Here is a 23,652-nt window from a genome sequence, read left to right as displayed (position 1 = left end):
AACTGTGAAATCCTGCCCAAAGACAGTGCAAAGCGGTTGCCCGCCCCGCGGCAAGGGCGTAGTGTCTGCCCGCAAGCTCCCCGCAAGTAATGCATGATGGAATCCAAAGGCTATGTGCTGGTGATTGATGACGACGCCGCCCGTGCGGCGGCGCTGGCAGAGATCGTCTCGGCAGCCGGGTACCGCACCGACGTGTATACCGACGTCAATGCGGCCTACCATTTTCTCGACAACAACGAGGATCTGGACGTCATTCTGTGCGAACTGGATCTGGAGGATGTGTCCTGGGTGGAGGCGCGCCGTTCACTGCGCGACCTGGATCTGCAGATTCCGGCGATCATCTTCAGCGACCGGGCGGAAGTGGACAAGATGATGACGGCCCTGCGCCTGGGCGCCAGCGACTTTTTCGTGCGCCCCGTCGAAGACACTGACGCCCTCCTCAAGTCGATTGAGCGCTGCGTGCGGCAACGTCAGCTGCGCCGCGAGTTGCAGGAATCCCGCAAACGCCTGGAACGGGCCAACATCGAATTGCGTGGCACCGTGAAGATGCTGGAGCAGGACCAGCAGGCGGGCCGCCAGGTACAACTGCGCATGCTGCCGGCGAGTCCCATGGTCCGGGGTGAATATGTGTTCAGTCACACGGTGATTCCCTCGCTCTACCTGAGTGGTGATTTTACCGACTATTTCATCGTGGGAGAGCACCACGTGACCTTCTTCATGGCCGATGTCTCCGGCCACGGCAGCTCCTCCGCCTTTGCCACGGTGCTGTTGAAGAACCTCTTTGCCCGCAAGCGGTCAGACTATCTGCGACGCAGCGACGACACCATCCTGAGCCCGGTCGCCATGCTCAAGCGCGCCAACAAGGAATTGCTGGGCCTGGAAGTTGGCAAGTTTGCCACCATGGTGGTCGGTTTGCTGGACACTGCCGCCAATACGCTGCGTTACAGCGTTGCCGGGCATTTACCGCAGCCGGTGCTGGTGTCGTCAGAGGGCGCGCGCTATCTGCGCGGCGAGGGTTCGGCGGTCGGCATCATGGAGGACGCGTCTTACGAAGAGCACTTGATCGACCTGCCGCAGCGTTTCATGCTGGCGTTGTTCTCCGACGGGATTCTGGAAATCCTGCCGCCGCAAAACCTGATCGAGAAGGAAAAGTATTTCCTCAAGGTATTCGAGGACACCGCCGAGTCACCCGAGGAGATCGTCACCCGGCTTGGGCTCGACCATGTCGAAACTGCACCCGACGATATTGCTGCGCTGTTTATCAGCAAGCGGGGTTAGAAATGGAAGAAGGCAGGATTCTTGCTGCGAGCCAGGACGGCGCCTATGTCATTCGCCTGACCGGTGACGTGCGCCTGACGTTGTGTACGACGATTGACGACTACGTGCACAGGATGCTCGACAATCCGGATTTTGCCAGTGTCTGGGTGGATCTCTGCGGCGCCGAGGGCATAGACAGCACGACTCTGGGACTGCTGGCCAAACTTGCGCTGGAAGTGCGGGCGCGTTTCGGTTTCATGCCCGCGATCTACAGCAACAACCCCGGCATTACCCGTCTGATCAAGAGCATGGGCTTTCAGCGCCTGTTCGAATTGCATGAGGAAGCCTGCGCCAACCCTGACTGCATCAACTGCATTCCCCTGGTGGAGGGCAGCGAGGGTGCGGTGAAAGACAAGGTCGTGGAAGCCCATCGGGTGCTCATGGGCCTGTCGGAGGAGAACCGGGCCCGCTTCAAGGACCTGATGGTGGTGCTGGAGCGCAGCTGAGGCCGCGGTCAGTCGGGCCTGGCGGCCAGTTTGCTGCGGATGTAGTCCGGGTGCGGCACATAGGTCAGCTCCGCGACCTGGCGGATCAGGTGCTCCTCGTACTTGTCCAGGTCGCCGTCCGCATAGGCTACCCGCCACATTGAATCGATCAGTTCGAGCTTTTCGGCGGGACCGTAGTGATCGTTGATTACCCGTGTGAACTCGTACAGCGAGGTGGCTGCGTCCACCCGCTGTGCAGCCTGTTCGACCAGCGCGTGAACGTCCTGTCGCGACAGCGGCAGCGATGCACACAGCAGGTTCTCCAGCGCCGCCTCTTCTTCCGCATCCTGGGTAAAGTCGGCCCGCGCGGTTTCAATCAGCAGTGCCGCTGACGCCAGGTGCACCCGGTGCCTGTGTTCTTCGGGGCTGTCCCCGGCGGGGAGGATAAACAGTGATTTCAGGGCGTTGATCATGACTGGACAATGACCTGTTCCAGCTTGATCTGGTCGGCGATGAAATTGCGAATGCCCTCGGACAGTTTTTCCGTCGCCATGGCGTCGTCATTCAGTGCCAGCCGGAAATCGGGCTCTGCCGGCGCTGCCCGGGCATCCGCCGAGCGGGCGCCGTCGGGAGCGAGTTGTCGCGGCAATTCACCAGCGTCCGCCGCCAGGCTCTCCAGCAGGGCGGGGCTGATGGTCAGGCGGTCGCAACCGGCCAGGGCCTCGATTTCGCCGGTATTGCGGAAACTGGCGCCCATGACCACGGTGTTGTAGCCATGGGCCTTGTAGTACCGGTAGATGCGACGCACGGACTGCACGCCGGGATCGTCCGTGGGCTGGTTGACGACCAGGTCGCTGTTGGCCAGGTGCCAGTCCAGGATGCGGCCGACAAAGGGCGAGATCAGATAGACCCCGGCATCGGCGCAGGCGGCAGCCTGGGCAAAGCCGAACAGTAGTGTCAGGTTGCAATTGATGCCTTGCTTTTCCAATTGCTCACCAGCGCGGATTCCCTCCCAGGTGGAGGCGACCTTGATCAGGATCCGGTCCCGGGAGACGCCCGCTTTCTCGTACAGGTCGATCAGCCGCTGCGCCCGGGCAATGGTGGCCCCGGTATCGAAGGACAGTCGCGCGTCAACTTCCGTTGAGATGCGGCCGGGCACGATATTCAGGATCTCGCAGCCGACATCGACCGCGAAACGGTCGCAACAGTTGGCCAGTTGTTCTGCGCTGGAGCCACCTTTCAGGGTGGCCCAGCTGCGGGCCTGGGCCAGCAGTGTGGCGTAGTGGGGCAGGGCGGCTGCCTTCAGCAGCAGGGAGGGGTTGGTGGTGGCGTCCTGGGGCTGAAAGCGGCGGATGGCCTCGATGTCGCCGGTATCGGCGACCACGTCGGTCATTGCCTTGAGTTGCTCGAGTTTGCTGGTCATGTTGCTCCTTTCCTCTCTCAGGCGGCGGAATTGCGGGTCTGTTGCCGCTCGCCGGCATCCCGCACCAGACTGTATGCCCGTTCCAGCACTTCAATGCCGGCGCCCTTGCGATGGGCGTTTTCGCTGATGTGGCGGCGAAACTGGCGCGCCCCCGGCAGGCCCTGGTACAGCCCCAGCAGATGCCGGGTAATGTGATTGAGACGTGTGCCCGCGGCCAGTTCCCGGGCGACGTAGGGTAGCATTTGTTCAATGACCGCATGCCGGGATTGTAGCGGATTGTCTGCGCCGAACAGGACCCGGTCTACATCCGCCAGCAGCCAGGGGTCATGGTAGGCTGCCCGCCCCAGCATGACACCGTCCACCTGCGCCAGTTGCTGGCGGCATTCTTCCAGTGTCGTGATGCCACCGTTGACGACAATGGTTAGCTGGGGCAGGTCCGCCTTCAGCCGGTGTACCCAGGGATAGTTCAGGGGCGGAACCTCGCGATTCTCCTTCGGCGACAGCCCCTGTAGCCAGGCCTTGCGGGCGTGGACGACGAAGACCGTGCAGCCGGCTTCAGCGCTGGGGACAACGAAGTCCAGCAGCTGCTGGTAGGACTCCATGTCATCAATGCCGATCCGGTGCTTGACGGTCACCGGCAGGGCGCAGGCGTCCCGCATTGCCGCCACGCACGCCGCTACCCGCTGCGGCTGCGCCATCAGGGCGGCGCCAAAGGCCCCGGACTGTACCCGGTCCGAGGGGCAGCCGCAGTTCAGGTTGACCTCGTCATAGCCCCAATCCTCGGCCCAGCGCGCGCAGCGGGCCAGGTCCGCGGGCTCGCTGCCGCCGAGTTGCAGTGCCAGCGGATGCTCCGAAGGGTCAAAGCACAGGAAGCGCGTGCGATCGCCGTGGATCAGGGCGCCCGTTGTCACCATTTCCGTGTACAGGCGCGCGTGCCGGCTCAGCAGGCGCCACAGGTAACGACAGTGGCGGTCACTCCAGTCCATCATGGGGGCGACGCAGAAGCGATGGCTGTTGAACGTGGCGGACATTGGGCAGTCGTCAGGCAGTGGCATTGAAAACGAGAATGCCATTGTACCCGAGAAGCCAGCGCAGTTGGTTATACTCGGTTGTCCGATGCAACCGGCGCCAGTGCCGGGGGAGGGCGGTGATGCACTATATTTTTGAAGTTGTCCTGAAGCCCGGCTACAGCGCCGAGCAGTATGCGGACGCCTGGATCCGCGCCAGCGAAATCATCCAGCGGGCGCCGGGCGCCCAGGGCACCCGTCTGCACCGCAAGATCGGCGATCCATCGCGGTTGCTGGCGATAGCAACCTGGGAGAGCAAGGCGGCGCGTGATGCGATGGAAGCGGTCCTGCCGGACGAGGTACAGGAGATCATCGCCGAGCAGGTGCCCCATGTGGAGATCAACCTGATCGGCGAGTTTGATGCGCCTGAGTGGACGGTGCTGCCGCCGGGCTGAGAGCCGGAGGCGATACGATCTCGCCCACGGCCTCTTGCTTGAGCACCGTGGACGGGTTGCAGCAGCACTGTCGCGGACAATCGCCATCGAAGACCACCACATGCTGCAGATTGAATCGCACCGGCAGCATGCCGCCCAGCGGGGTGTCAACGTGACTGGGGGTCAGACAGGGAACGCGCTGGCCGTCCGGCAGCAGCAGGTCGTAGAGGTAGCTGGCACCGCGGAACGCCTTGTGCACGACCCGCAGGGCAATGTGGCTGCCCTCGTCGTACTCGATATCGTCCGGGCGCACCAGCAGGCGCAATTCTTCGCCGGGCTGCCAGTGAGGGTGACCGCGGTCGAGGACCCCCAGGCCATCGTTCATCTCACCGGCAGCATTGACCGTGACGGTGATCATGGTGCCCTGGCCGATAAACTCGGCGACGAATTCGTTGCCGGGGTTGTGGTACAGGTTGTACGGCGTGTCAGTCTGGGCCACCCGTCCGCGGTTCAGCAGGGTAACCTGGTCGGCCATGGCAAAGGCCTCGTGCTGGTCGTGGGTGACCAGGATGGCGGTGACGCCGTTGCGCTTCAGCAGTTCGCGGATTTCGGCGGCCAGCTCCGTGCGCAGCTCTGTATCCAGGCTGGAGAAGGGTTCGTCCAGCAGCAGGATCTCCGGATTGGGTGCCAGCGCCCGGGCCAGCGCTACCCGCTGTTGCTGGCCTCCGGACAGCTCGTGGGGGAAGGCACGGCCGTATTCGCTCAGGGCGACCAGTTGCAGCATGCTCTCCACCCGCTCGCGCCGCTCCGTGCGCGGCAAGTGGCTGAGCCCGAAGCCGATATTGCGGCGCACGTCGAGATGGGGAAACAGGGCGAAATCCTGGAACACCATGCCCACCTTGCGCTGTTCCGGTGGCAGCTGGCGTCCGGGTGTGCTGATGGCAACGCCACGCAGGGCAATGTTGCCAGCGCTGATGCTTTCAAATCCGGCGATGGCGCGCAGCAGAGTGGTCTTGCCGCAGCCCGAAGGTCCGAGCAGGCAGCCGATCTGCCCGTTCTGCAGGGTCATGGAAACGTCTTCCACCGCGGTGAAATCGCCATATTTGACCGTTACCTGCTGCAACTCCAGCTGGCTGCTCATGCGTGTTCCTGCTCCCTCGGCATGCTGCGGTTCATCAGGATAACAGGCAGCAGGCCGATGAGCACGATGGCAATGGCGGGCAGTGCTGCGTCCGCGAGCCGTTCATCGGAGGCCAGTTCGTGGGCGCGCACTGCCAGGGTGCTGAAATTGAAGGGACGCAGGATTAGGGTGGTGGGCAGCTCTTTCAGGACATCGACGAACACCAGCAGCAGGGCGGTGAGCAGGGTGCCGCGCAGCATGGGCAGGTGAATCCGTCGCAGCACGCCCAGGGGCGAATGGCCCAGGGAGCGCGCGGACTCGTCGATGCCGGGGCGGATACGGGCCAGCCCCGCCTCCACTGTCTGCAGCGACACCGCAAGGAAGCGCACGACATAGGCGAATACCAGCGCCGCCAGAGTGCCGCTCAGCAGCAGGCCGGAGGACATGCCGAACTGCTGGCGCAGCCAGCTATCGATACTGTTGTCGATCCAGGCGAAGGGAATCAGCACGCCGACGGCGATCACGGTGCCGGGTACTGCATAGCCCATGCCGGCAATCCGGGTGGCGATGGTCTCGGCCCGGCCCGGATACAGGCGCCGACCGTACCCCAGAAGCAATGCCAGCAGCAGGCAACACAGGGAGGCGATGGCGGCGAGCAGGAAACTGTTGCCCACCAGCTGCAGAAAGGCGCTGTCGAGGACGCCGGCATGGTTGCCCGCCGCCCAGACCCCGAGCTGGGCGGCGGGCAACAGGAAACCGGCGGTCAGTATGCCCAGGGCAGTTCCGAAGCTGGCGGCGGCGCGCCAGCCGCGCAGGGGTATCCGGGCAGGAAAGCTGCGGGCGGAACTCTTGTGGAAGCGAAGGCGTGCTCGCGAACGCTTCTCGAGAATGAACAGGGTAAACACGAACAGCAGCAGGAAGGCCGCGAGCTGCGCCGCGGTCTGCAGTTCACCGAGGCCGTACCAGGTGCGGAAGATGCCGGTGGTAAAGGCGCTGACACCGAAATAGGCCACGGTGCCATAATCGGCGAGAGTCTCCATCAGCGCCAGGCTGACACCGGCGGCGATAGCCGGCCGGGCCAGGGGCAGCGCCACCAGGAACAGGGTTTGCCAGGGCGTCTTGCCCAGGTTGCGACTGGCTTCCAGTACCGCGGTCGACTGTTCCAGGAAGGCAACCCGCACCAGCAGGTAGACATAGGGATACAGCACCAGCGACAGCATGCAGATGGCGCCGCCGAGAGAGCGGATTTGCGGGAACCAGTAGTCGTCGAAGCCCCAGCCGAAGCTGTCGCGCAGCAGGCTTTGCACGGGGCCGGCGTAGTCGAGCATGCCGGTGTAGGTGTAGGCGATGATGTAGGCGGGCATCGCCATGGGCAACAACAGGGCCCAGCTGAAGAAACGTCGTCCCGGGAAATCACACATCGCTGTCAGCCAGGCAGCGCTGACTCCCAGCAGCAGAGTGCCGCCGCCTACGCCCAGCATCAGCAACAGGGAGTTGCCGATGTAGTCCCACAGCACGGTGTCCAGCAGGTGCCGCCAGGCGTCGCTGTAGGGCCCCAGCAGGCTGGCGACGATCACCAGGATGGGCACCGCGATTACTGCGGCGCTGAGCAGCAGCAGGCTTCGCCACAGGAAAGCCGGCAGCGAATTTCCCCGGGTTGCGGTTGGCGCGGGGGTGGCTATTTCCAATTCGCCCTGTCCATGGCCATGACCGCCGCGGCATTGAGCCGGCCCAGTTCACTGACCTGCAGCGGGTCAGCCCGGAACTCGCCCCAGGATTGCAGCAGCGTGGAGGGAGCAATTCCGGGCCGGACCGGGTACTCGTTGTTGGCTTCGGCGTACCACTGCTGGCTGTCTTCACGCAGCAGGAACTCGATCAGTTGCCGCGCCATTTCCGGGTGTGCCGCAGAGCGGGTGACACCGGCGCCGCTGATATTGATGTGTACACCGCGTCCAGCCTGGTTGGGCCAGAACAGGCGCACCTGCTCCGCGGCCGCCCGCTCTTCCGCCTTGTCCGAGCGCAGCATGCCGCCGAGGTAATAGCTGTTTACCAGGGCGACATCGCACTGGCCGCTGGCCACGGCCTTGATCTGGTCGCGATCACCGCCCTGCGGCGGACGCGCGAAGTTGGCAACGAAACCCTCTAGCCAGTTTTCGGTGGCCTCGGCCCCCTGGGTGGCCAGCATGCCGGCGACCATGGACTGATTGTAGATATTGCTGGAGGAGCGCACGCAAATCCGCTGCCGCCAGGCGGGATCTGCCAGCGCGGCGTAATCGGACAGCGCGCCGGGATCGACCCGGTCTGGTGCGTACACCAGTACCCTGGCGCGCAGGGACAGCCCGAACCAGAAACCTTCATCACTGCGCAAATGTGCCGGCACCGCCGCCTCCAGGGCCGGAGACGTGACCGGCTGCAACAGGTTTGCCTGCTGGGCCCGGTAGAGGTTGCCCGCATCGCTGGTGAGCAGCAGGTCCGCCGGTGAATTCAGGCCCTCGTTGCGCAGCCGCGCGAGCAGCGCGTCCCCATCCCCGGTGACCAGATTGACGGCGATTCCGGTTTCGGCGCTGAAGCGGTCCAACAACGGCTTGATCAGCGCTTCCTGGCGCGCCGAGTAGACGTTGACGGCTTCCGGACCAGAGCAGGCGCTCAGTGCCGGGGGCAGGACCAGCAGCGCAACAAGTAGCCGGGAAATGGCAGCGCCGCGGAGTAGATGAAACATGCAGACCTCTCTGATGGCTGGGCAAGTTGCGGATTGATAACGCTAATTATTCTCATTTGTAAAACAATAGCAACCCTATTCTCTGCTATCGACCCCGAGACTGTAAATGCTGCTGCCGATCGCAGCCCGGCAATGAACGAGTCGCGGTAGCCCGGAATTTTGCAGCCCGGGGCTGCGGGCGCGTACACTGAGCCGGTTATCCGCCGGAGAATGACCGAATGTCCCCAGACCTCCCCCTGTCGCTGCTTGAACTCGCGTCTGTGCGCGCGGGTGACTCCGTTGGCCAGACACTGGCCAACAGCGTCGCCTATGCCCGGCATGCGGAGCAGTTGGGTTTTACCCGCTTCTGGCTGGCAGAGCACCATAATATCGAAGGGGTGAGCAGTTCTGCCACGGCGGTGCTGGTCGGGCACATCGCCGGTGCCACCCGCAGCATCCGGGTAGGCTCCGGCGGCATCATGCTGCCCAATCATCCGCCGCTAGTGATTGCCGAACAGTTCGGCACCCTGGAATCCATTTATCCCGGGCGCATCGATCTCGGCCTGGGCCGGGCGCCCGGAACCGATCCGGTCACCAGCCGCGCCCTGCGCCGGGCGGGGCCGGGCGCGGAAGCGTTCCCGGAGGACATTGCCCAGCTGCAGGCCCTGCTGGGTCCCATGCGCCCGGGGCAGGCAGTCAGGGCAATCCCCGGCGCCGGTACGGAAGTGCCGATCTGGTTGCTGGGCTCCAGCCTCTACAGTGCCCAGCTGGCAGGCATGCTGGGCCTGCCCTATGCGTTCGCCGGTCACTTCGCGCCGCGTTTATACCGTGAAGCAATTCAGGTGTACCGCGCGCATTTCCAGCCGTCGCAGCAGCTGGATGCGGCCTATGCCATGTTGGCGGTGCCTGCGGTTGCCGCGGATACGGACGCGGAGGCGCGCTTGCTGGCGACCACCAGCCAGCAGCGCATACTGGCGCTGATGCGCGGACGCCCCCTGTTCATGGAGCCGCCCGTAGACAGCATGGATGGACTGTGGAGCCCGCAGGAGGAAGCGGCGGTGCGCGAATTCCTCGGCCTGCAGCTGTGCGGCGGGCCGGCTACGCTGGGACGCCAGTTGCAGGAGCTGCTGGCGACGGTAGACGTCGACGAATTGATGTTCACGGTCGACATCTACCAGCCGGAGGCCCGCCGTCACGCCCTCGACATTCTGGCGGGACTGCGCTCCGCGCCTGAACGGTTGGCTGCCGGCGCCTAGCCTGCGCCGGTGGGCAGCGGGCGGTGCAGCCCGTATAATCCCGCACTTTCAGCCAGGTTCAGCCAAGACCATGACCGTTCGCACCCGCATCGCACCTTCTCCCACCGGCGACCCCCACGTCGGTACCGCCTATATCGCCCTGTTCAACCTCTGCTTCGCCCGGGCCCACGGCGGCCAGTTCATCCTCCGCATCGAGGATACCGACCAGGCGCGCAGTACCCCGGCCTCGGAGCAGGCAATTCTCGATTCCCTGCGCTGGCTGGGACTGGAGTGGGACGAGGGCCCGGACGTTGGCGGGGCCTGTGGCCCCTACCGCCAGAGTGAGCGCATGGAGTTGTACGGTGAATACGCCATGCAGCTGGTACGCGAGGGCAAGGCGTTTGTCTGCTATCGCACGCCCGAGGAGCTGGATGCGCTGCGCGAGGCGCGCCGTGCCGCGGGCGACAGTACGGCACTGAAGCCGGCGGACCTGAAGTTGCCGAAGGAAGAAGCGGCCCGGCGCGAGGCGGCTGACATGCCTTACGTGATTCGCATGATGGTGCCGGACGAGCCCGGTGCCTGCGTCATCGAGGATTTACTGCGGGGCAGCATTGAACTGGATTGGAGCATGGTGGACGCGCAGATCCTGCTCAAGTCCGACGGCATGCCCACCTATCATCTGGCCAACGTGGTGGACGATCACCTGATGGGTATCACCCACGTCCTGCGCGGCGAGGAGTGGATCAACTCCGCGCCCAAGCACAAGCTGCTGTATGAGTACTTTGGCTGGGACATGCCGGTGCTGTGCCACCTGCCCCTGCTGCGCAATCCGGACAAGTCCAAGCTCAGCAAGCGCAAGAATCCCACCAGCATCCTTTACTACCAGCGCATGGGCTTCCTGCCCGAGGCGCTGCTCAATTACCTGGGCCGCATGGGCTGGTCCATGCCCGACGAGAGCGAGAAGTTCTCCCTGCAGCAGATGCTGGACCACTTTGATATCCAGCGGGTCTCCCTCGGCGGGCCCATTTTCGATATCGAGAAGCTGCGCTGGCTCAACGGGCTGTGGATTCGCGAGGACCTGAGCGAAGAGCAGCTGGCCCAACGCCTGGTGCAGTGGGCCTACAATGCAGACAACCTGATGCAGGTACTGCCCCACGCCCAGAAACGGATGGAAACCCTGAGCGACTTCGCCCCGCTGACGGCGTTTCTGGTGTCCGGCACTCTGCCCATCACCGAGGCGTCCTTCGCGGATATCAAGGGTAAGCGCGAGGATCTGGTGACCAACCTGCAGTTCGCCCTCTGGCGCCTGGAAGCCCTGCGCGAGTGGGACCGGGATGCGGTGTGGGACGCGCTCAAGAGCCTCGCGGATGCCCTGGGTATCAAGATCAAGGAGCTGCTGGCGCCATTGTTCGTCGCCATTGCCGGCTCCAGCACCTCGTTTTCGGTGGTCGACTCCATGGCCATGATCGGCCCGGACATGAGCCGCGCCCGTCTGCGTCACGCCATCGAGGTGCTGGGCGGGGTCTCGAAGAAGGCCGGCAAAAGGCTGGAAAAGGCCTACGCCGAGCTTGCCCGGGACAGTTGAGTCGCCCCTGGCCATGCCCGCAGCTCTCGCGGCCCCTGCTTGGCGCTGGGGCCAGAGCCCTGAAGGGTCGGTGATATTCTCGCGACGGCAGCCTACAATGAACGTCCTGTAAAGCCGCCCGGAGAGTTGAGTTTGGCTATCAGTGCATTTGACTTGTTCAAGGTGGGCATTGGTCCCTCCAGCTCCCACACTGTCGGGCCGATGAATGCGGCACGCCGTTTTGCCCTGACGCTAGATGACTCGGGCGCGTTGGAGCGGTGTCAGCGTGTCACCGCGGAACTGTACGGCTCCCTGGCCGCCACCGGGGCCGGGCACGGCTCGCCCAAGGCCGTCATTCTCGGGCTGGAGGGCGAGACCCCGGAGGGGGTCGTGGTGGAGGACATCGCCAGCCGGGTTGATAGTGCTCGCGAGGGCGGCCGCATGCGTCTGCTGGGGCGCCATGAGATCAGCTTCAGCTATCGGGACGACCTGATCATGCACCGCGGCGAATCCCTGCCCTGGCATGCCAACGGCATGCGTTTCACCGCCTTCGATGCCGCCGGCGAGGTTTTGCAGGCGCGGGTGTACTATTCCGTGGGCGGCGGCTTCGTGGTCGACGAGGCAGCGGCGGAGGGCGGGGATGTCATTGTCGATGACCCCACCGAGCAGGCCTGGCCATTTACCACCGCAGATGAACTACTGCGCCAGTGCAAGATAAGCGGCCTCTCGATCAGCGCCCTGATGCTGCAAAACGAGAAAGCCTGGCGCAGCGAGCAGGAGATTCGCGACGGCCTGCTGGCCCTGTGGCGGGTCATGGATGCCTGTATTGAGCGGGGCTGCCGCGCCGAGGGCATCCTCCCCGGTGGTCTCAAGGTCAGGCGCCGGGCGGCACAGCTGCACCGGCAGCTCAAGGCCGGCGCCGGGGGCCTGGGAGACGATTCGCTCAATACCATGGACTGGGTCACCGTCTATGCCCTGGCAGTCAACGAGGAGAACGCCGTGGGCGGGCGCATTGTTACCGCGCCGACCAACGGTGCCGCGGGCATTATCCCGGCGGTGCTGAAGTACTATTTGACCCACTGCAAGGGTGCCAGCGAAGACGACGTCACCCGCTACCTGCTGACCGCCGCCGCGATCGGTATCCTCTACAAGATCAACGCCTCCATCTCCGGTGCCGAGGTTGGCTGCCAGGGTGAGGTGGGATCAGCCAGTTCCATGGCGGCAGGTGCCCTTGCCGACGCCCTGGGCGGCACCCCGGCCCAGGTCGAAAACGCGGCGGAGATCGCCATGGAGCATAATCTGGGCCTGACCTGCGACCCCATCGGCGGGCTGGTACAGGTCCCCTGCATCGAGCGCAATGCCATGGGCGCCATCAAGGCCATCAGCGCCGCCCGCATGGCCCTGCGCGGCAGCGGTGAACACTACGTGTCCCTGGATCAGGTGATCAAGACCATGAAAGATACCGGCCGCGACATGCAGGACAAGTACAAGGAAACGGCCCGCGGCGGCCTGGCGATCAACGTGCTGGAGGTGCCCGTCAATTTTGTCGACTGCTGACCCTGGCTGTAGGAGCCCGCTCCGCGGGCGATCGCGCACGGACAAGGTGAATGGCCGCGCAGCGGACAGAGAAGGTGGCCTGGGCCAGTGCGCTCCTACGCGAAGCTTTTGCCGCATGCGCTTGACACCGCATTCCAGCGTCACTAGAATTCGCGTCCTCAGAGTTTCGGGGCTATAGCTCAGCTGGGAGAGCGCTTGCATGGCATGCAAGAGGTCGACGGTTCGATCCCGTCTAGCTCCACCAATCAAATCAAGTAGTTAGGCCAATCCGCGGGGGTTGGCCTTTTTGCTTTCTGGGCTTTTGCCCCACTTTTTGCCCCACCGATGATAAGCCCTGCCCGCGCCAAGCATGAGGCCAGCAATACGTGGAATTGATTGGACTTGCCGGGATTCGCCCCCGTGGTATCTGTGTCAGTCTTTCTCCAGAGGCTCAAGCGAAGGAGGACTGTTTCATGACCACTGAATCCATGAACAACCATATGTTGCTAAGACTGCCGCAGGTCAAGGCTGTTACTGGTTTATCCCGCAGCATGATCTACGCGCTGGTTTCCAGTGACCGTTTCCCTCACCCGATTAAAATAAGCGATAGGGCGTCCGCCTGGGTGGCCGCTGAAGTTGATGCCTGGATAGAGGGTAAGATCGCTGAACGCGTGAAGCCGTAAGTCCGTGCTCTAGGAGTGCGGTCCTTGCCAAGTTCCTCTGGAAGTGGCTTTGCCCGATAGCATAAGCTGGCTTTACACCCTAAATGAATGCTGCTGAGCCTGTGAAGGCTGGATGGTCACGGCGATCATACTTTCGGATGATTGTATGGGGTATTGGCTTCCCTTATTTTGAGCCCTCGAACCATTAGGAATCGGGGGTCTACCCATGGCATTGGCTAAAAGCTCGAGCGCACCTTCCCATGGTGTGGATCCGTGTCGCATTGAAGCGCTTCTGTCGCGCGAGATAGACCGCTTCATGCAAGAGCACCCTAGGTCGGGCGAGTTGCACGCCAAGACAAAGGAACACTTCATCCACGGAGTGCCGCTTCACTGGATGAGTCAGTGGCCGGGTCCCTATCCGATCTTCGTGGAGCGTGCTCAGGGCACCTCTTTGCTTGATGTTGACGGCAACAAGTACGTCGATTTTTGCCTAGGAGATTCTGGGGCGTTCTTCGGGCATGCCAACCCTGGCGTTTCCGCCGCAATTGCACAGTACGTTCAGGGCAATGGGTCCACGATGATGTTGCCGTCGGAGGACACGGTTTACGTGGGGCAGGAGCTGACTCGGCGCTTTAATCTGCCGGTTTGGCAATTTGCTACCTCCGCTACCGATGCCAATCGTTTCGCTATTCGAATTGCTCGCATGGTGACTGGCCGAGACAAGATACTGGTCTTCAATGGCAAGTACCATGGATCTGTTGACGAGACTCAGGTGGAGTTGGATGGAGGTGATATGGTGCCGCAGCATGGCATTCATCCAAATGCAACGAACTTTCCTGAGACGACTCTGTGCATCGAGTTCAATGACCTCGGCGCGCTCGAGGCAGCTCTGAGCAAGAGAGAAGTTGCCTGCATACTCGCCGAGCCTGTTATGACCAATATTGGTATGGTGCCTGTGGATGAGGGTTTCCACGCCGGCATGCGCGAGCTAAGCAGGAAGTATGGCACGCTGCTGGTTATGGATGAGACCCATACCATCTGCTTTGGCCCGGGTGGCTACACGGGGCTGTATGGTTTGGTGCCAGACTTTCTGGTTGTAGGGAAAGTGCTGGCTGGTGGGATACCGAGCGCAGTGTATGGCATGGCTCCTGAGATTGCTAAGCGTCTCGAGGAACTGACGGCTGGCCCTGGAATCAATCATTACGGTTTTGGCGGCACGCTCACAGGTAACGCGCTTACTGTTCGCGCGATGCGCGCAACCCTTGAGAATGTTGCGACGCAGGAAAACTATGACCACATATTCTTGCTGGCCGAGCGTCTGCGATCTGGGGTTAGTGATCTGATTGAGAAGAGTAAGCTCCCCTGGCACGTCTTGCGTTTTGGTGCCAGAGTAGAGTACCTCTACCGGCCTGATCCGCCGAGGAATGGTTCCGAGGCCGCTGCCGCTCGCGATGATCATATCGAGGAGTTTATTCATCTGCATGCATTGAACAGAGGCGTTCTGCTCACACCGTTCCACAATATGGCGCTGGTTTCGCCAGCGACTTCCGAGGCGGACATCGACCGATACCTGGAAGTGTTTGGTGCCTGCATTGAGGAACTCGCCGGCGATTAAGGCAAACGGGGGTAACAAATGTCGGAATTGAAGACAGGGTTCGTATGGCATGAACTTTATATGTGGCATAACACGGACGGGCACACATTATTTTTGCCGTCTGGCATGTCTCTCGAGCCCTATCGCCATGTGGAGAATCCTGATGCGAAAAGACGGGTCAAGAATTTACTCGACGCGTCTGGGCTGAGTTCGCAGTTAGAGCTGCTTGTGCCACGCAAGGCATCGACTGTTGATCTCGCGCGGGCTCATACGGAGCAGCATGTAGTCGACGTCAAACTAAAGAATGAGCAAGGGCGGCGCGATGCGGGTGCGCTCGCACCCCTCGGAGAGGGAAGCTACGAGATCGCTCGCCTGAGCGCAGGAGGTTTGTTGTCTGCCCTCGATGCGATCCACTCGGGTGATATTCAGAATGCCTACGCTCTCGTTCGCCCGCCCGGGCATCATGCCGAGGCTGCGTTGTCCATGGGTTTTTGTATCTTCAATAATGGAGCAGTAGCGGCCCGATACGCGCAGTCAGTACTCGGATACAGCAAAATAGCCATCATCGACTGGGATGTACACCACGGTAATGGCACGCAGGCTATTTTCTGGGATGACCCCTCGGTTCTAACCGTCTCCCTTCATCAGGATCGATGTTTCCCACCTGATTCCGGGCATACTCATGAAAATGGCGAGGGCCCCGGCCTCGGATATAACCTGAATGTCCCCTTACCCTCGGGATCCGGTCGTGGCGCTTATCTTGCCGCCCTGGAACAGGTCGCGATTCCGGCGCTGGAGCGCTTCCAACCCGACCTGATCTTCGTTGCCTGTGGTTATGACGCGGGCGCTTTCGACCCTATGGCGCGACAGATGTTATCCAGCGAGGCGTTTGGACAAATGACCGCTCTGATAAAGGATGCGGCCGCAAGGCTCTGTGGTGGTCGCCTGCTTATGTACCACGAGGGGGGGTATCATGCGGAAACGGTGCCTTATTTCGCGCTCCGTGTTATTGAGGAGTTGGCAGGTATTCAAACGGGTGTTGAAGATCCTTTCCTGATGGCCGCGGAGGCGCTGGGAGGGCAGGGCCTGCAGCCGCATCAATCCGAGATGATCGATCAAGCGGCAATGAATCTGGAAGCAATCGGCAGTTAAGGAGGTTTCTGTGGAAACCACGGGCAGAACAGTAATAAGTGGCGGCGATATCATTCTCCAGGATGGCTCTTCAGCCTCGCCAGAGGCGATCGTCCTGGAAGGGGGGCGTGTGCTCGCCTCCGGTACCGCGCAGGACATGAATAGCCTTGCGGGTCGTGGGGCCCGGCGCTACGACCTGGAGGGCGCGACCCTTATGCCGGGTATCGTCGATAGTCATCCGCATTTTCTCCATTTTGCTGCTTTCGAGGCGGCTTGTGTCAACATTCTGGATGCGACTGATCACGATGAAATCGTGGCGCGAATTGCCAAGAAAGCCCAGACGACCCCGGAAGGGCAGTGGATTATCACGACGCCAATCGGAGAGCCGCATTATTTTATTCGGCGCTGGTACAAGGATCTTAAAGAGCGCCGTATGCCAGATCGAAAGGTCCTGGACCGGGCTACGACCCGGCACCCTGTGCTGATTCAGGCATGGGCACCAAGAACGCCAAATATCGTCGCCTTCAATTCGCTGGGCCTCAGGCAGGCAGGTATATCGGCCATTACACCTGATCAGGTCTGCTCTGTGCGGATTGAAAAAGACGATGATGGAGTGCCCACGGGGATTCTGCGTGGTCCTGTTGTGAATTATTACACCGAAGACCCCTTTTGGCTGCAGATTCTGTCAAAGCTCCCGCCGCCACCCGATCAGCTATGGGAACTCGGGGCGCTCGAAGGTCAGAAGCTTGCGGCGAAGCTTGGTGTGACTGCTTGTTATGAAGCCCATGGGATGGATCCCGAGCACATCCTCGCATACAAAAAAGTGCGGGATAGCGGCAGGTCCACGATGCGTGTACTCACGGCGATGGAGATCGTCAATGGCCTTTTCGATCCGCACTGGCAGCCGACGAATGATGAGGTTATCGAAAGGCTGGCGATTGCGGCAGCGATGCAGAGTACCGATGATGATTTCTTTCGCCATCGCGGTGCAACGTTGGCGCGGGGAGGGCCATGCTGGCCAGGCTTTTTACGGATTTACGACGAAATGAAGAATCCTGTGGGAGAGCTGACGCGCGGCAAGACCTTCGTCACCAAGGAAATTGAGGAGCTGGTTATCGACTATTGCCTTAAGAATGATCTTCGCCTGAATATGGTGCAGGGCGGTTATCGTGACCAGGACGATTTCTTTGATTCACTCTCGGCGTTTGAGGCGGACTACGATATACCGTCACGCAAGTGGATATCTCAGCATAATATCCTGATAACAGAGGCACATTGCAAAAAACTGGCCAGTCTGAATATGGACATCACGACGAGTGTAAGCTTTGTGTGGGGCAAAGGAGATATGTACGGCGAGCGCATTGGCGAAAGCTCCTGGCGTGATCTGGTTCCCTTGAAGAGAATGGTTGACTCCGGGGCCACTGTTGCCTGTGGTAGCGACTGGGGGCCCAAAAACATATTCCATCATATTGCGCTTGCTGAAACGCATGAGTTTGCCGCGAGCGGCCGCTGTAATGCCACCCCGGATCATAAGTTGAGTCGACAGGAATCTTTGGCAACTTGGACCACGGCTCCTGCCAAGGTGATGCAGTGGGAGGGCATCGGCTCTCTGGCAGTGGGTGATTTCGCGGACCTGGTGGTCGTCGATCGAAACCCGCTAACGACAGCCAACGAAGATCTTGAAGGTACCCAGGTTCTGAAAACAGTGGTTGGCGGCAGGTCGGTGTACGAGACCTCGGCTCTAACACGGTGGGAGCAGCTTTAGTTATCGCAGGTGGAAGAACTACCCGGTAAGATCCACGGTTACATCCGGGATGAACCGTACATCTATGGTTATTATCCCGAGACCTTGCCTGAATCCATGTTGGGGAATGTCCTTGGGCGCCCCGGACGGCCGAAAGATGACTTCCGTTATCTGGATCTAGGCTGCGGGTTCGGCGTCACCAGCAGCCTGCTCGCGGCTCTGTATCCCTGTGCAGAGGTCGTACAACTGGACTTTAATCCAGTGCATATTGCATCGATACAGGCTTTTAACAGTAGCAGCGGACTCGATAATGCCATCGCCCTGCAGCGGGATATATTCTCCCTTGAGTCGGGCGAACTCGGAGAATTTGATTTCGTTTCCGGTCACGGGCTTTTGAGCTGGATAGCGGAGGATGTCAGAGCGGCGCTGTTCTCATTTCTTCGTGGATCACTGAAGCCCGACGCACTGGTTTTTTTCAGCTATCTCACCCCCAGACTGGATCCGAGGCTCACTGCCTTTCGCACAACGCTGTACCGGACCTTTGCAGCGGCCTCCGGCGGTTCGCTGGACCGCCTTCACAGGGCACTTGAGAGCTGCCTGGTCCTTTTGCAGGAAGGATCATGGCCGGGGCTTGGCCGAGATGAGGCGCGCGAGCTTCTGCTTCAGTTCATGGAGCGCTCTCCCCGTTATTTACTGCACGAGTTCCTCAATGACGATTGGTGCCCTATTGACCCCAAGGAATTGCGGCGGTGCCTGACGGCTGATGATCTGTCTTCACGATTCCAGTACGAGGAGGAAGGTTTTCAGTCCGGGTACTGCCGGGAGGTCTTCGGAAAGGGCGACGTTACAAAACTGCTACACAAAGACGTGACGCGGTATTCTCATTACCTGGAATGTATTCCCGGTAAGCGTCCCGTGCTCAGCGACTATCAGGCACCGCCGGCGAGTGTCGGGACTGACGATAAACCTGCGGCCGGGATCTATCTGCATGAAGGCAGCAGCGCGCAGCCTCTCCTCCTGAGTAGCCTATCCCGCTACAACAGAACCATTCTTGACTCACGGCTGTCGGACGAGAAGAGTTTTCGTCCGCTTGCGATTGCCGGTGCCGGGCAGGGGCTGCGACTGACTCCGGTTCAGCAGGAGATCATTCGAGCCTTTTTAGTCGGCCGCGTACCCACCGCGATTCTCGATCAACTGCTTCTTAAAAGGGGGCTAGGCGACGCGGTCGAACGTCATCGCACGCTGGAGGGGGCGCCGGAGCCGGGGTCCCCGGAGTTGAGTCTTCTCGAATTTCTGTCTGATCGAATCCCCTATAGCTACTACTAAAAGAGTCGTCATACTTTTGGACGATTGAAGGTTTCCCCGGCCGCACTAAACTTGCGATACACATTTGATCCAACAGGAGCACGTATCGTGGGTTATTCGGATAACAGAGTACTTCGCTATCGGCTGCGTGGTCTTTTTTACGCAGGCTTGACTGTCCCCAGCTTTCTTTTACCGCCCCAGGCCCTTGCTCAGACTGATGTAGATGCTCCGAAGGTATCGGGTGGATTTGCTTTGGAGGAGGTTACGGTCACGGCCCGGCGTCGGGAGGAGTCCATGCAGGATACCCCGATTTCCATGAGCGCTTATGGCCGCGACGATATCAATAATATGGTGGTGGGAGATATCAGGGATCTTGCCAAGTTCTCGCCAAACGTACAGCTTGATGCAGCATCAGCAGTCGGCGGCAGCGGAAGCTCGTCGACGATTTTTATTCGGGGTATAGGCCAAACCGACTTCCTGATTACGACCGACCCCGGCGTGGGCATGTATCTCGACGGAGTGTACATCGCCAGATCCGTGGGGGGCGTGCTGGATCTTCTGGATGTCGAACGCGTAGAGGTATTGCGAGGACCGCAGGGCACGCTGTTTGGACGCAACACGATTGGCGGCGCCGTGAACGTGACCTCCGGTCGACCCACGGGGGAGCTTGGCGGCTCCGTCAGGGTGCGCGCTGGTAACAGAAATCGTCGAGACTTTCAGGGCTTTCTCGACCTACCGCTGATTGATGATGAACTCAATGGCCGCATTTCGCTTTCATCCAAGAACATCGATGGCTACGCGGAACAGGGACTGACTGGGCGCGAGCTGGGAAATGAAGACAAACTGATTTTCCGTGGTTCTCTGGATTGGACTCCGCGAGATGATTTCAGTCTCTTCCTATCTGCGGATTATACGGATGTGGAAGAGAGTGGTGCGGCAATTTTTACGCCCGAAATCAACGGCGGGGCTGATCTGGCGTTCCTGTACAACGGGTTGGTCGCGGCGCCTCAGGGGCTTAGCTATGACAGTTCCTGGCTTTCTTCGGAAAAATACACTAACAACGGGACCGGGCCGGCGATCAGTGAGGTAGAGGTCCTTGGTCTTACCGCGGTCGCCGAGTGGAACCTGTCCGATAGCATCCTTTTCAAGTCGATAACCGGCTACCGGGAAATGGAGGCGCTGTTTGGTAGAGACGCGGACGGGTCTCCGCTGCAGTACGTTGAAACCCTGCAAACGCAGGATCAGGATCAAATTAGTCAGGAATTCCAATTGTCGGGAAATTCCTTCAATGGCTCGCTCGACTGGATGATGGGGGTTTATTACTCCGATGAGAATGCGATTGACTTTAACGAGGTCCGTATCGCGGTAGGCCTTTACGATGCGCTGGAAGCCTTGCCGACCTCCCTTGACAATCTCGCGATGGGCAATTTTGGTGCTCCGGCGACACCGGGAGTTCCGGGTGGGCCTGGCAATCCGGTGAATGCAGGTCTGGATATCGACATAGATGCCTACAACGAAGTAAACAACGAAAGCTATGCGGCCTTTGGGCAGGCCGATTATCACATTAACGCGGATTTCTCGGTTTCCCTGGGTGTCAGATACACCAAGGACAAGAAGGAATTTATCGTAGAGCATTTGAGAAACAATGCGGGAAGTTTCGTCGCAGGCCCTGCGACGGTGAACGAGAGTTGGGATGATGTTAATTTTCGCCTGGGTACGCAGTACCGTACGTCAGACAATACTCTCCTGTATGCATCCGTGGCTACAGGTTTCAAAAGCGGGGGGTTTAACGGTAGACCTCTGGATGGGTTTGCGGTGCAGTCCTTTGACCCAGAGACGGTCACTGCCTATGAAGTGGGCTTCAAGAGTGAGTTTCTGCAGAACACCCTGCGTTTGAATGGAGCGGTGTATTTTAATGACTACGAGGATATCCAGCTCACCATTCTTACCGCGACGCCTCAGGGTAACTTCACCTTCATTACCGAAAATGCAGCGCAAGCGGAAATCCAAGGCTTTGAGCTTGAATCCACCTGGGTCCCTAGCTCTTCCTTTCAGCTAAACGTTGCGGTCGGTTACACGGATGCTGAATACACGGATCTAGACCCGGGCGCGACGATTACTCCCGATACCCGGTTTCCGAAAACTCCCGAATGGACAGTGGCGTTTGGTGCTCAGTACATGTTCGACCTAGGCGATCTCGGAAACCTGCGTTTAAGAGCGGACGCGGCATATCGCGACGACTACTTCAATGATGCGGAGAACGCACCGGAAATTGCACAGGAGGCCTTCACCATTGTCGACGCGGTTGCTGCCCTCGAAGGCAAGGGCGGGAATTGGGTGGTTGGTGTCTATGGCAAGAATCTGACCGATGAGTACTACATTCAAGCGGGTGATTCTGATCTTGGGGCTTTGGGATATTCCGAGGGCTACATCGGCCCGCGACGTGAGTACGGCGTCTACGTCGACTACAGTTTTTAGACCTGCGACGGAGGGAGTAAACAGGTATGGAGTTTTCCCAAAGTGTAGTACTGGTCACGGGTAGCGGGCAGGGAATTGGGCGGGCTATCGCGCAGGGTTTCGCCCTCAAGGGCGCAAAGGTATTTACCGTCAGCAGAACGGCGGCCAATGGCCAGGAAACGGTAGACCTTATCCGGGAAGCTGGCGGGGAGGCCTGCTTTCATCAGGCCGACCTGCAAACCCGCGAGGCAGTCGAACAATCTGTAAAGGCGGCTATCGGAAAGTACGGTAAATTGGATGTGCTGGTGCATAATGCGGGGGTCTTTCCCTTTGTTGGCATTGAAGAGCTGCAAGACGATGATTTGGAGCTCACCCTTTCAGTAAACCTCAAAGCGGCGTTCTGGTTTGCGCAGGCGGCGATGCCGTCGTTGCGGGAGTCCGAGCATGGCCGCTTGTTGTTTACCTCATCGGTGACGGGGCCGCGGGTCTCGATGCCAGGGTTGGCGCATTACGCGGCGTCAAAGGCAGGGCTGAACGGCTTTATTCGTTCGGCAGCACTGGAGTTTGCGAAATACGCAGTCACCGTAAACGGCGTAGAGCCTGGCCTGATCCATACCCCGGCAATGGATAATCTGGGAGATGAGGCCAACAGCGAGCGAATGCGAGCCAATATCCCCTTGAAACGCCTCGGAGAGCCTCGCGAGATAGCTGCTGCCATGATCTATCTAGCCAGCAAGGATGCCGGTTTCGTCACCGGTCAGACGATCGTGGTCGATGGCGGCGCTTTACTGCCAGAAAACCCTGAGGCGCTGCTATGGTAGTTGAACGTGTGACCACTAATCGCTGAGCTCAGACAGTTCATTCTTGCTCAGGTACAGCTTGTGTAGCAGATCTGTTCTTGATCTGACTCCGACTTTTTCGAAAATTTGCGAGATGTGGGTTTTCACGGTTGGCATTGCTATCCCGAGTTCAGCGCTAACTACTTTGTTGCTGGCTCCTTTTCGAAGCAGATAAACAACATCTCTTTGCCTTGGTGAAAGGTTGTACCTGCCGCTAAGTAGCTCCGCTTCTGAGTCCTTTCTGGGGAGAACGTAACTCTTAAATGTGTACTGTATGTACTCATGTACAGATTCCACACACTGGCGATCCGCATATGAAAAGGGACCTATTTTCTCTGATCTCAACAGTGATATTCCCGCAACAATCTGATCGCCCTCGCGCAGAAAAACTTCCATCTCATAATGGATATCCTGAGGCATCATGAATTCTCGAAAATACGGATCGTTGGCTGGGTTCCATACTCGCGACACATCGTCGCATGTGACGATGAATTTTTTTGTCCCGTAGAAGTTCCTTGGATGGAAAGGGTCTATGTCTGCAAAGTTGCCAGTGTATTTAGGTATGCTTTCGTCTTCCATATTGTGCAGCGTGTGCCCGTAGGAGTTGGTCACGCCGTTCACGAAGTAAAAGCAACTGGCGGTTGTGTGCACCAACCTTTCGCAAAGGCTCAGCGTTTCGTGTTTAAACTGGCTTACGTAATGAGGTTCGTTCATCGCCTGGGTACCGAGTTTGAAATTAAGCCCGCCTGCTCATGCTAATGAGGTCCTTTATTGGTGCCTTTTGCTAGCTAGTCATTATAAAGTATAATTCTCGCTATCTCCTGCATTGCGTTGCCGATAAGCAATGTATCGATAGACGTGCCTGTAAAGTCAGCGCCTGCTGTCTTGGTTTTCTGGATCACGGGCTCCGTCAGCGCTTCCATACCTGCTGGTTTCTCCCGCGTTTTTTTATCATATGGATAGCGTTTACGCAAGTCTCGATACGCTTGGACTCACCGGCTTGTTCGATGATTCCCATTGAAGCAGCTAGACCTGGTGGGCCTGGGAAATTACTGGGCACGCCTTTATTTACCTCAGCTGTGTACACATCCGTCCGAAGACTACAGCAGCACGAAAACTGGCACCGATACTGGTGGAAAAAATTGTCGCATCGCCGCACGG

21 protein-coding genes and 1 tRNA gene are annotated in these 23,652 nt (G+C 59.8%); 14 read left to right on the top strand and 8 right to left on the bottom strand.

Features of this window, described 5'->3' with window-relative positions; translation table 11 throughout:
* Positions 1 to 93 precede the first annotated feature (93 nt).
* Positions 94 to 1,278: a PP2C family protein-serine/threonine phosphatase gene (locus tag RLO07_RS04100; RefSeq protein WP_462290859.1), complete on the top strand. Its 1,185-nt coding sequence runs from the start codon at positions 94 to 96 to the stop codon at positions 1,276 to 1,278.
* Positions 1,279 to 1,280: 2 nt separating this feature from the next.
* Positions 1,281 to 1,763, top strand: coding sequence for an STAS domain-containing protein (locus RLO07_RS04095; RefSeq protein WP_462290858.1), 483 nt, complete (start codon positions 1,281 to 1,283; stop codon positions 1,761 to 1,763).
* A gap of 8 nt (positions 1,764 to 1,771) precedes the next feature.
* Here the strand turns inward: RLO07_RS04095 and RLO07_RS04090 are convergent, their stop codons facing one another.
* Genes RLO07_RS04090 through dusA form a run of 3 tightly spaced genes read right to left on the bottom strand, consistent with a single transcriptional unit; the run spans position 1,772 to position 4,220 of the window.
* Positions 1,772 to 2,215, bottom strand: coding sequence for a tellurite resistance TerB family protein (locus RLO07_RS04090; protein ID WP_462290857.1), 444 nt, complete (start codon positions 2,213 to 2,215; stop codon positions 1,772 to 1,774).
* The gene (gene tal, locus RLO07_RS04085; protein WP_462290856.1) at positions 2,212 to 3,165 is read right to left on the bottom strand and encodes a transaldolase; all 954 of its coding nucleotides are present in this window, start codon (positions 3,163 to 3,165) and stop codon (positions 2,212 to 2,214) included. The genes RLO07_RS04090 and tal overlap by 4 nt, the downstream gene beginning before the upstream one ends.
* A 17-nt stretch (positions 3,166 to 3,182) precedes the next feature.
* The gene (gene dusA / locus RLO07_RS04080) at positions 3,183 to 4,220 is read right to left on the bottom strand and encodes a tRNA dihydrouridine(20/20a) synthase DusA (protein WP_462290855.1); all 1,038 of its coding nucleotides are present in this window, start codon (positions 4,218 to 4,220) and stop codon (positions 3,183 to 3,185) included.
* 95 nt (positions 4,221 to 4,315) lie between these two features.
* On the opposite strand from dusA, the gene RLO07_RS04075 reads away from it, so the two are divergent.
* Positions 4,316 to 4,627 carry an antibiotic biosynthesis monooxygenase family protein gene (locus RLO07_RS04075; protein WP_462290854.1) on the top strand — a complete coding sequence of 104 codons (312 nt, stop codon included), beginning with the start codon at positions 4,316 to 4,318 and terminating at the stop codon, positions 4,625 to 4,627.
* Here the strand turns inward: RLO07_RS04075 and RLO07_RS04070 are convergent.
* The 3 genes from RLO07_RS04070 to RLO07_RS04060 are packed head-to-tail and all read right to left on the bottom strand — an operon-like array spanning position 4,572 to position 8,445.
* Positions 4,572 to 5,747: an ABC transporter ATP-binding protein gene (locus RLO07_RS04070; RefSeq protein ID WP_462290853.1), complete on the bottom strand. Its 1,176-nt coding sequence runs from the start codon at positions 5,745 to 5,747 to the stop codon at positions 4,572 to 4,574. The two genes, RLO07_RS04075 and RLO07_RS04070, sit on opposite strands and share 56 nt — an antisense overlap.
* Positions 5,744 to 7,414, bottom strand: coding sequence for an ABC transporter permease (locus RLO07_RS04065; protein ID WP_462290852.1), 1,671 nt, complete (start codon positions 7,412 to 7,414; stop codon positions 5,744 to 5,746). Before RLO07_RS04065 ends, RLO07_RS04070 begins: the two co-directional genes overlap by 4 nt.
* Positions 7,405 to 8,445 (bottom strand): Fe(3+) ABC transporter substrate-binding protein, encoded by a 1,041-nt coding sequence (locus RLO07_RS04060; RefSeq protein ID WP_462290851.1) that lies wholly within the window; start codon positions 8,443 to 8,445, stop codon positions 7,405 to 7,407. The genes RLO07_RS04065 and RLO07_RS04060 overlap by 10 nt, the downstream gene beginning before the upstream one ends.
* A gap of 218 nt (positions 8,446 to 8,663) precedes the next feature.
* Here RLO07_RS04060 and RLO07_RS04055 point away from each other — a divergent pair, with 218 nt between their 5' ends.
* The 11 genes from RLO07_RS04055 (at position 8,664) to RLO07_RS04005 (ending at position 22,473) form a co-directional block, all read left to right on the top strand.
* Entirely contained in the window at positions 8,664 to 9,680 is a 1,017-nt protein-coding gene (locus RLO07_RS04055; RefSeq protein WP_462290850.1) for an LLM class flavin-dependent oxidoreductase, read from the top strand.
* Positions 9,681 to 9,750: 70 nt separating this feature from the next.
* Positions 9,751 to 11,244: a glutamate--tRNA ligase gene (gene gltX, locus RLO07_RS04050; RefSeq protein ID WP_462290849.1), complete on the top strand. Its 1,494-nt coding sequence runs from the start codon at positions 9,751 to 9,753 to the stop codon at positions 11,242 to 11,244.
* 132 nt (positions 11,245 to 11,376) lie between these two features.
* Positions 11,377 to 12,780 (top strand): L-serine ammonia-lyase, encoded by a 1,404-nt coding sequence (locus RLO07_RS04045; RefSeq protein WP_462290848.1) that lies wholly within the window; start codon positions 11,377 to 11,379, stop codon positions 12,778 to 12,780.
* Between the two features lie 168 nt (positions 12,781 to 12,948).
* Positions 12,949 to 13,024 (top strand) — tRNA-Ala (locus RLO07_RS04040).
* Between the two features lie 208 nt (positions 13,025 to 13,232).
* Positions 13,233 to 13,442, top strand: coding sequence for a helix-turn-helix transcriptional regulator (locus tag RLO07_RS04035; RefSeq protein WP_462290847.1), 210 nt, complete (start codon positions 13,233 to 13,235; stop codon positions 13,440 to 13,442).
* A 205-nt stretch (positions 13,443 to 13,647) separates the two neighbouring features.
* On the top strand, positions 13,648 to 15,036 hold the full coding sequence (locus tag RLO07_RS04030) for an aspartate aminotransferase family protein (protein WP_462290846.1): 1,389 nt from the start codon (positions 13,648 to 13,650) through the stop codon (positions 15,034 to 15,036).
* Positions 15,037 to 15,054: 18 nt separating this feature from the next.
* On the top strand, positions 15,055 to 16,167 hold the full coding sequence (locus tag RLO07_RS04025; RefSeq protein ID WP_462290845.1) for a class II histone deacetylase: 1,113 nt from the start codon (positions 15,055 to 15,057) through the stop codon (positions 16,165 to 16,167).
* A gap of 10 nt (positions 16,168 to 16,177) precedes the next feature.
* Complete coding sequence (locus RLO07_RS04020) at positions 16,178 to 17,911, top strand: amidohydrolase (RefSeq protein WP_462290844.1); 1,734 nt, start codon at positions 16,178 to 16,180, stop codon at positions 17,909 to 17,911.
* 9 nt (positions 17,912 to 17,920) lie between these two features.
* Entirely contained in the window at positions 17,921 to 19,216 is a 1,296-nt protein-coding gene (locus RLO07_RS04015) for a class I SAM-dependent methyltransferase (protein ID WP_462290843.1), read from the top strand.
* 87 nt (positions 19,217 to 19,303) lie between these two features.
* Positions 19,304 to 21,673, top strand: coding sequence for a TonB-dependent receptor (locus RLO07_RS04010; RefSeq protein ID WP_462290842.1), 2,370 nt, complete (start codon positions 19,304 to 19,306; stop codon positions 21,671 to 21,673).
* 26 nt (positions 21,674 to 21,699) lie between these two features.
* Positions 21,700 to 22,473: an SDR family oxidoreductase gene (locus RLO07_RS04005; RefSeq protein ID WP_462290841.1), complete on the top strand. Its 774-nt coding sequence runs from the start codon at positions 21,700 to 21,702 to the stop codon at positions 22,471 to 22,473.
* A gap of 15 nt (positions 22,474 to 22,488) precedes the next feature.
* Here RLO07_RS04005 and RLO07_RS04000 read toward each other — a convergent pair whose 3' ends face one another.
* Both RLO07_RS04000 and RLO07_RS03995 read right to left on the bottom strand, forming a co-directional pair.
* Positions 22,489 to 23,103: a LuxR C-terminal-related transcriptional regulator gene (locus RLO07_RS04000; RefSeq protein ID WP_462290840.1), complete on the bottom strand. Its 615-nt coding sequence runs from the start codon at positions 23,101 to 23,103 to the stop codon at positions 22,489 to 22,491.
* A 176-nt stretch (positions 23,104 to 23,279) separates the two neighbouring features.
* Entirely contained in the window at positions 23,280 to 23,465 is a 186-nt protein-coding gene (locus tag RLO07_RS03995) for a hypothetical protein (protein ID WP_462290839.1), read from the bottom strand.
* Positions 23,466 to 23,652 lie beyond the last annotated feature (187 nt).

This window comes from Haliea sp., assembly GCF_040221975.1.
Lineage (GTDB): Bacteria > Pseudomonadota > Gammaproteobacteria > Pseudomonadales > Halieaceae > Haliea.
Note: the sequence above shows the minus strand (reverse complement) of the source record. Positions and strands in the feature narration are given on the sequence as shown.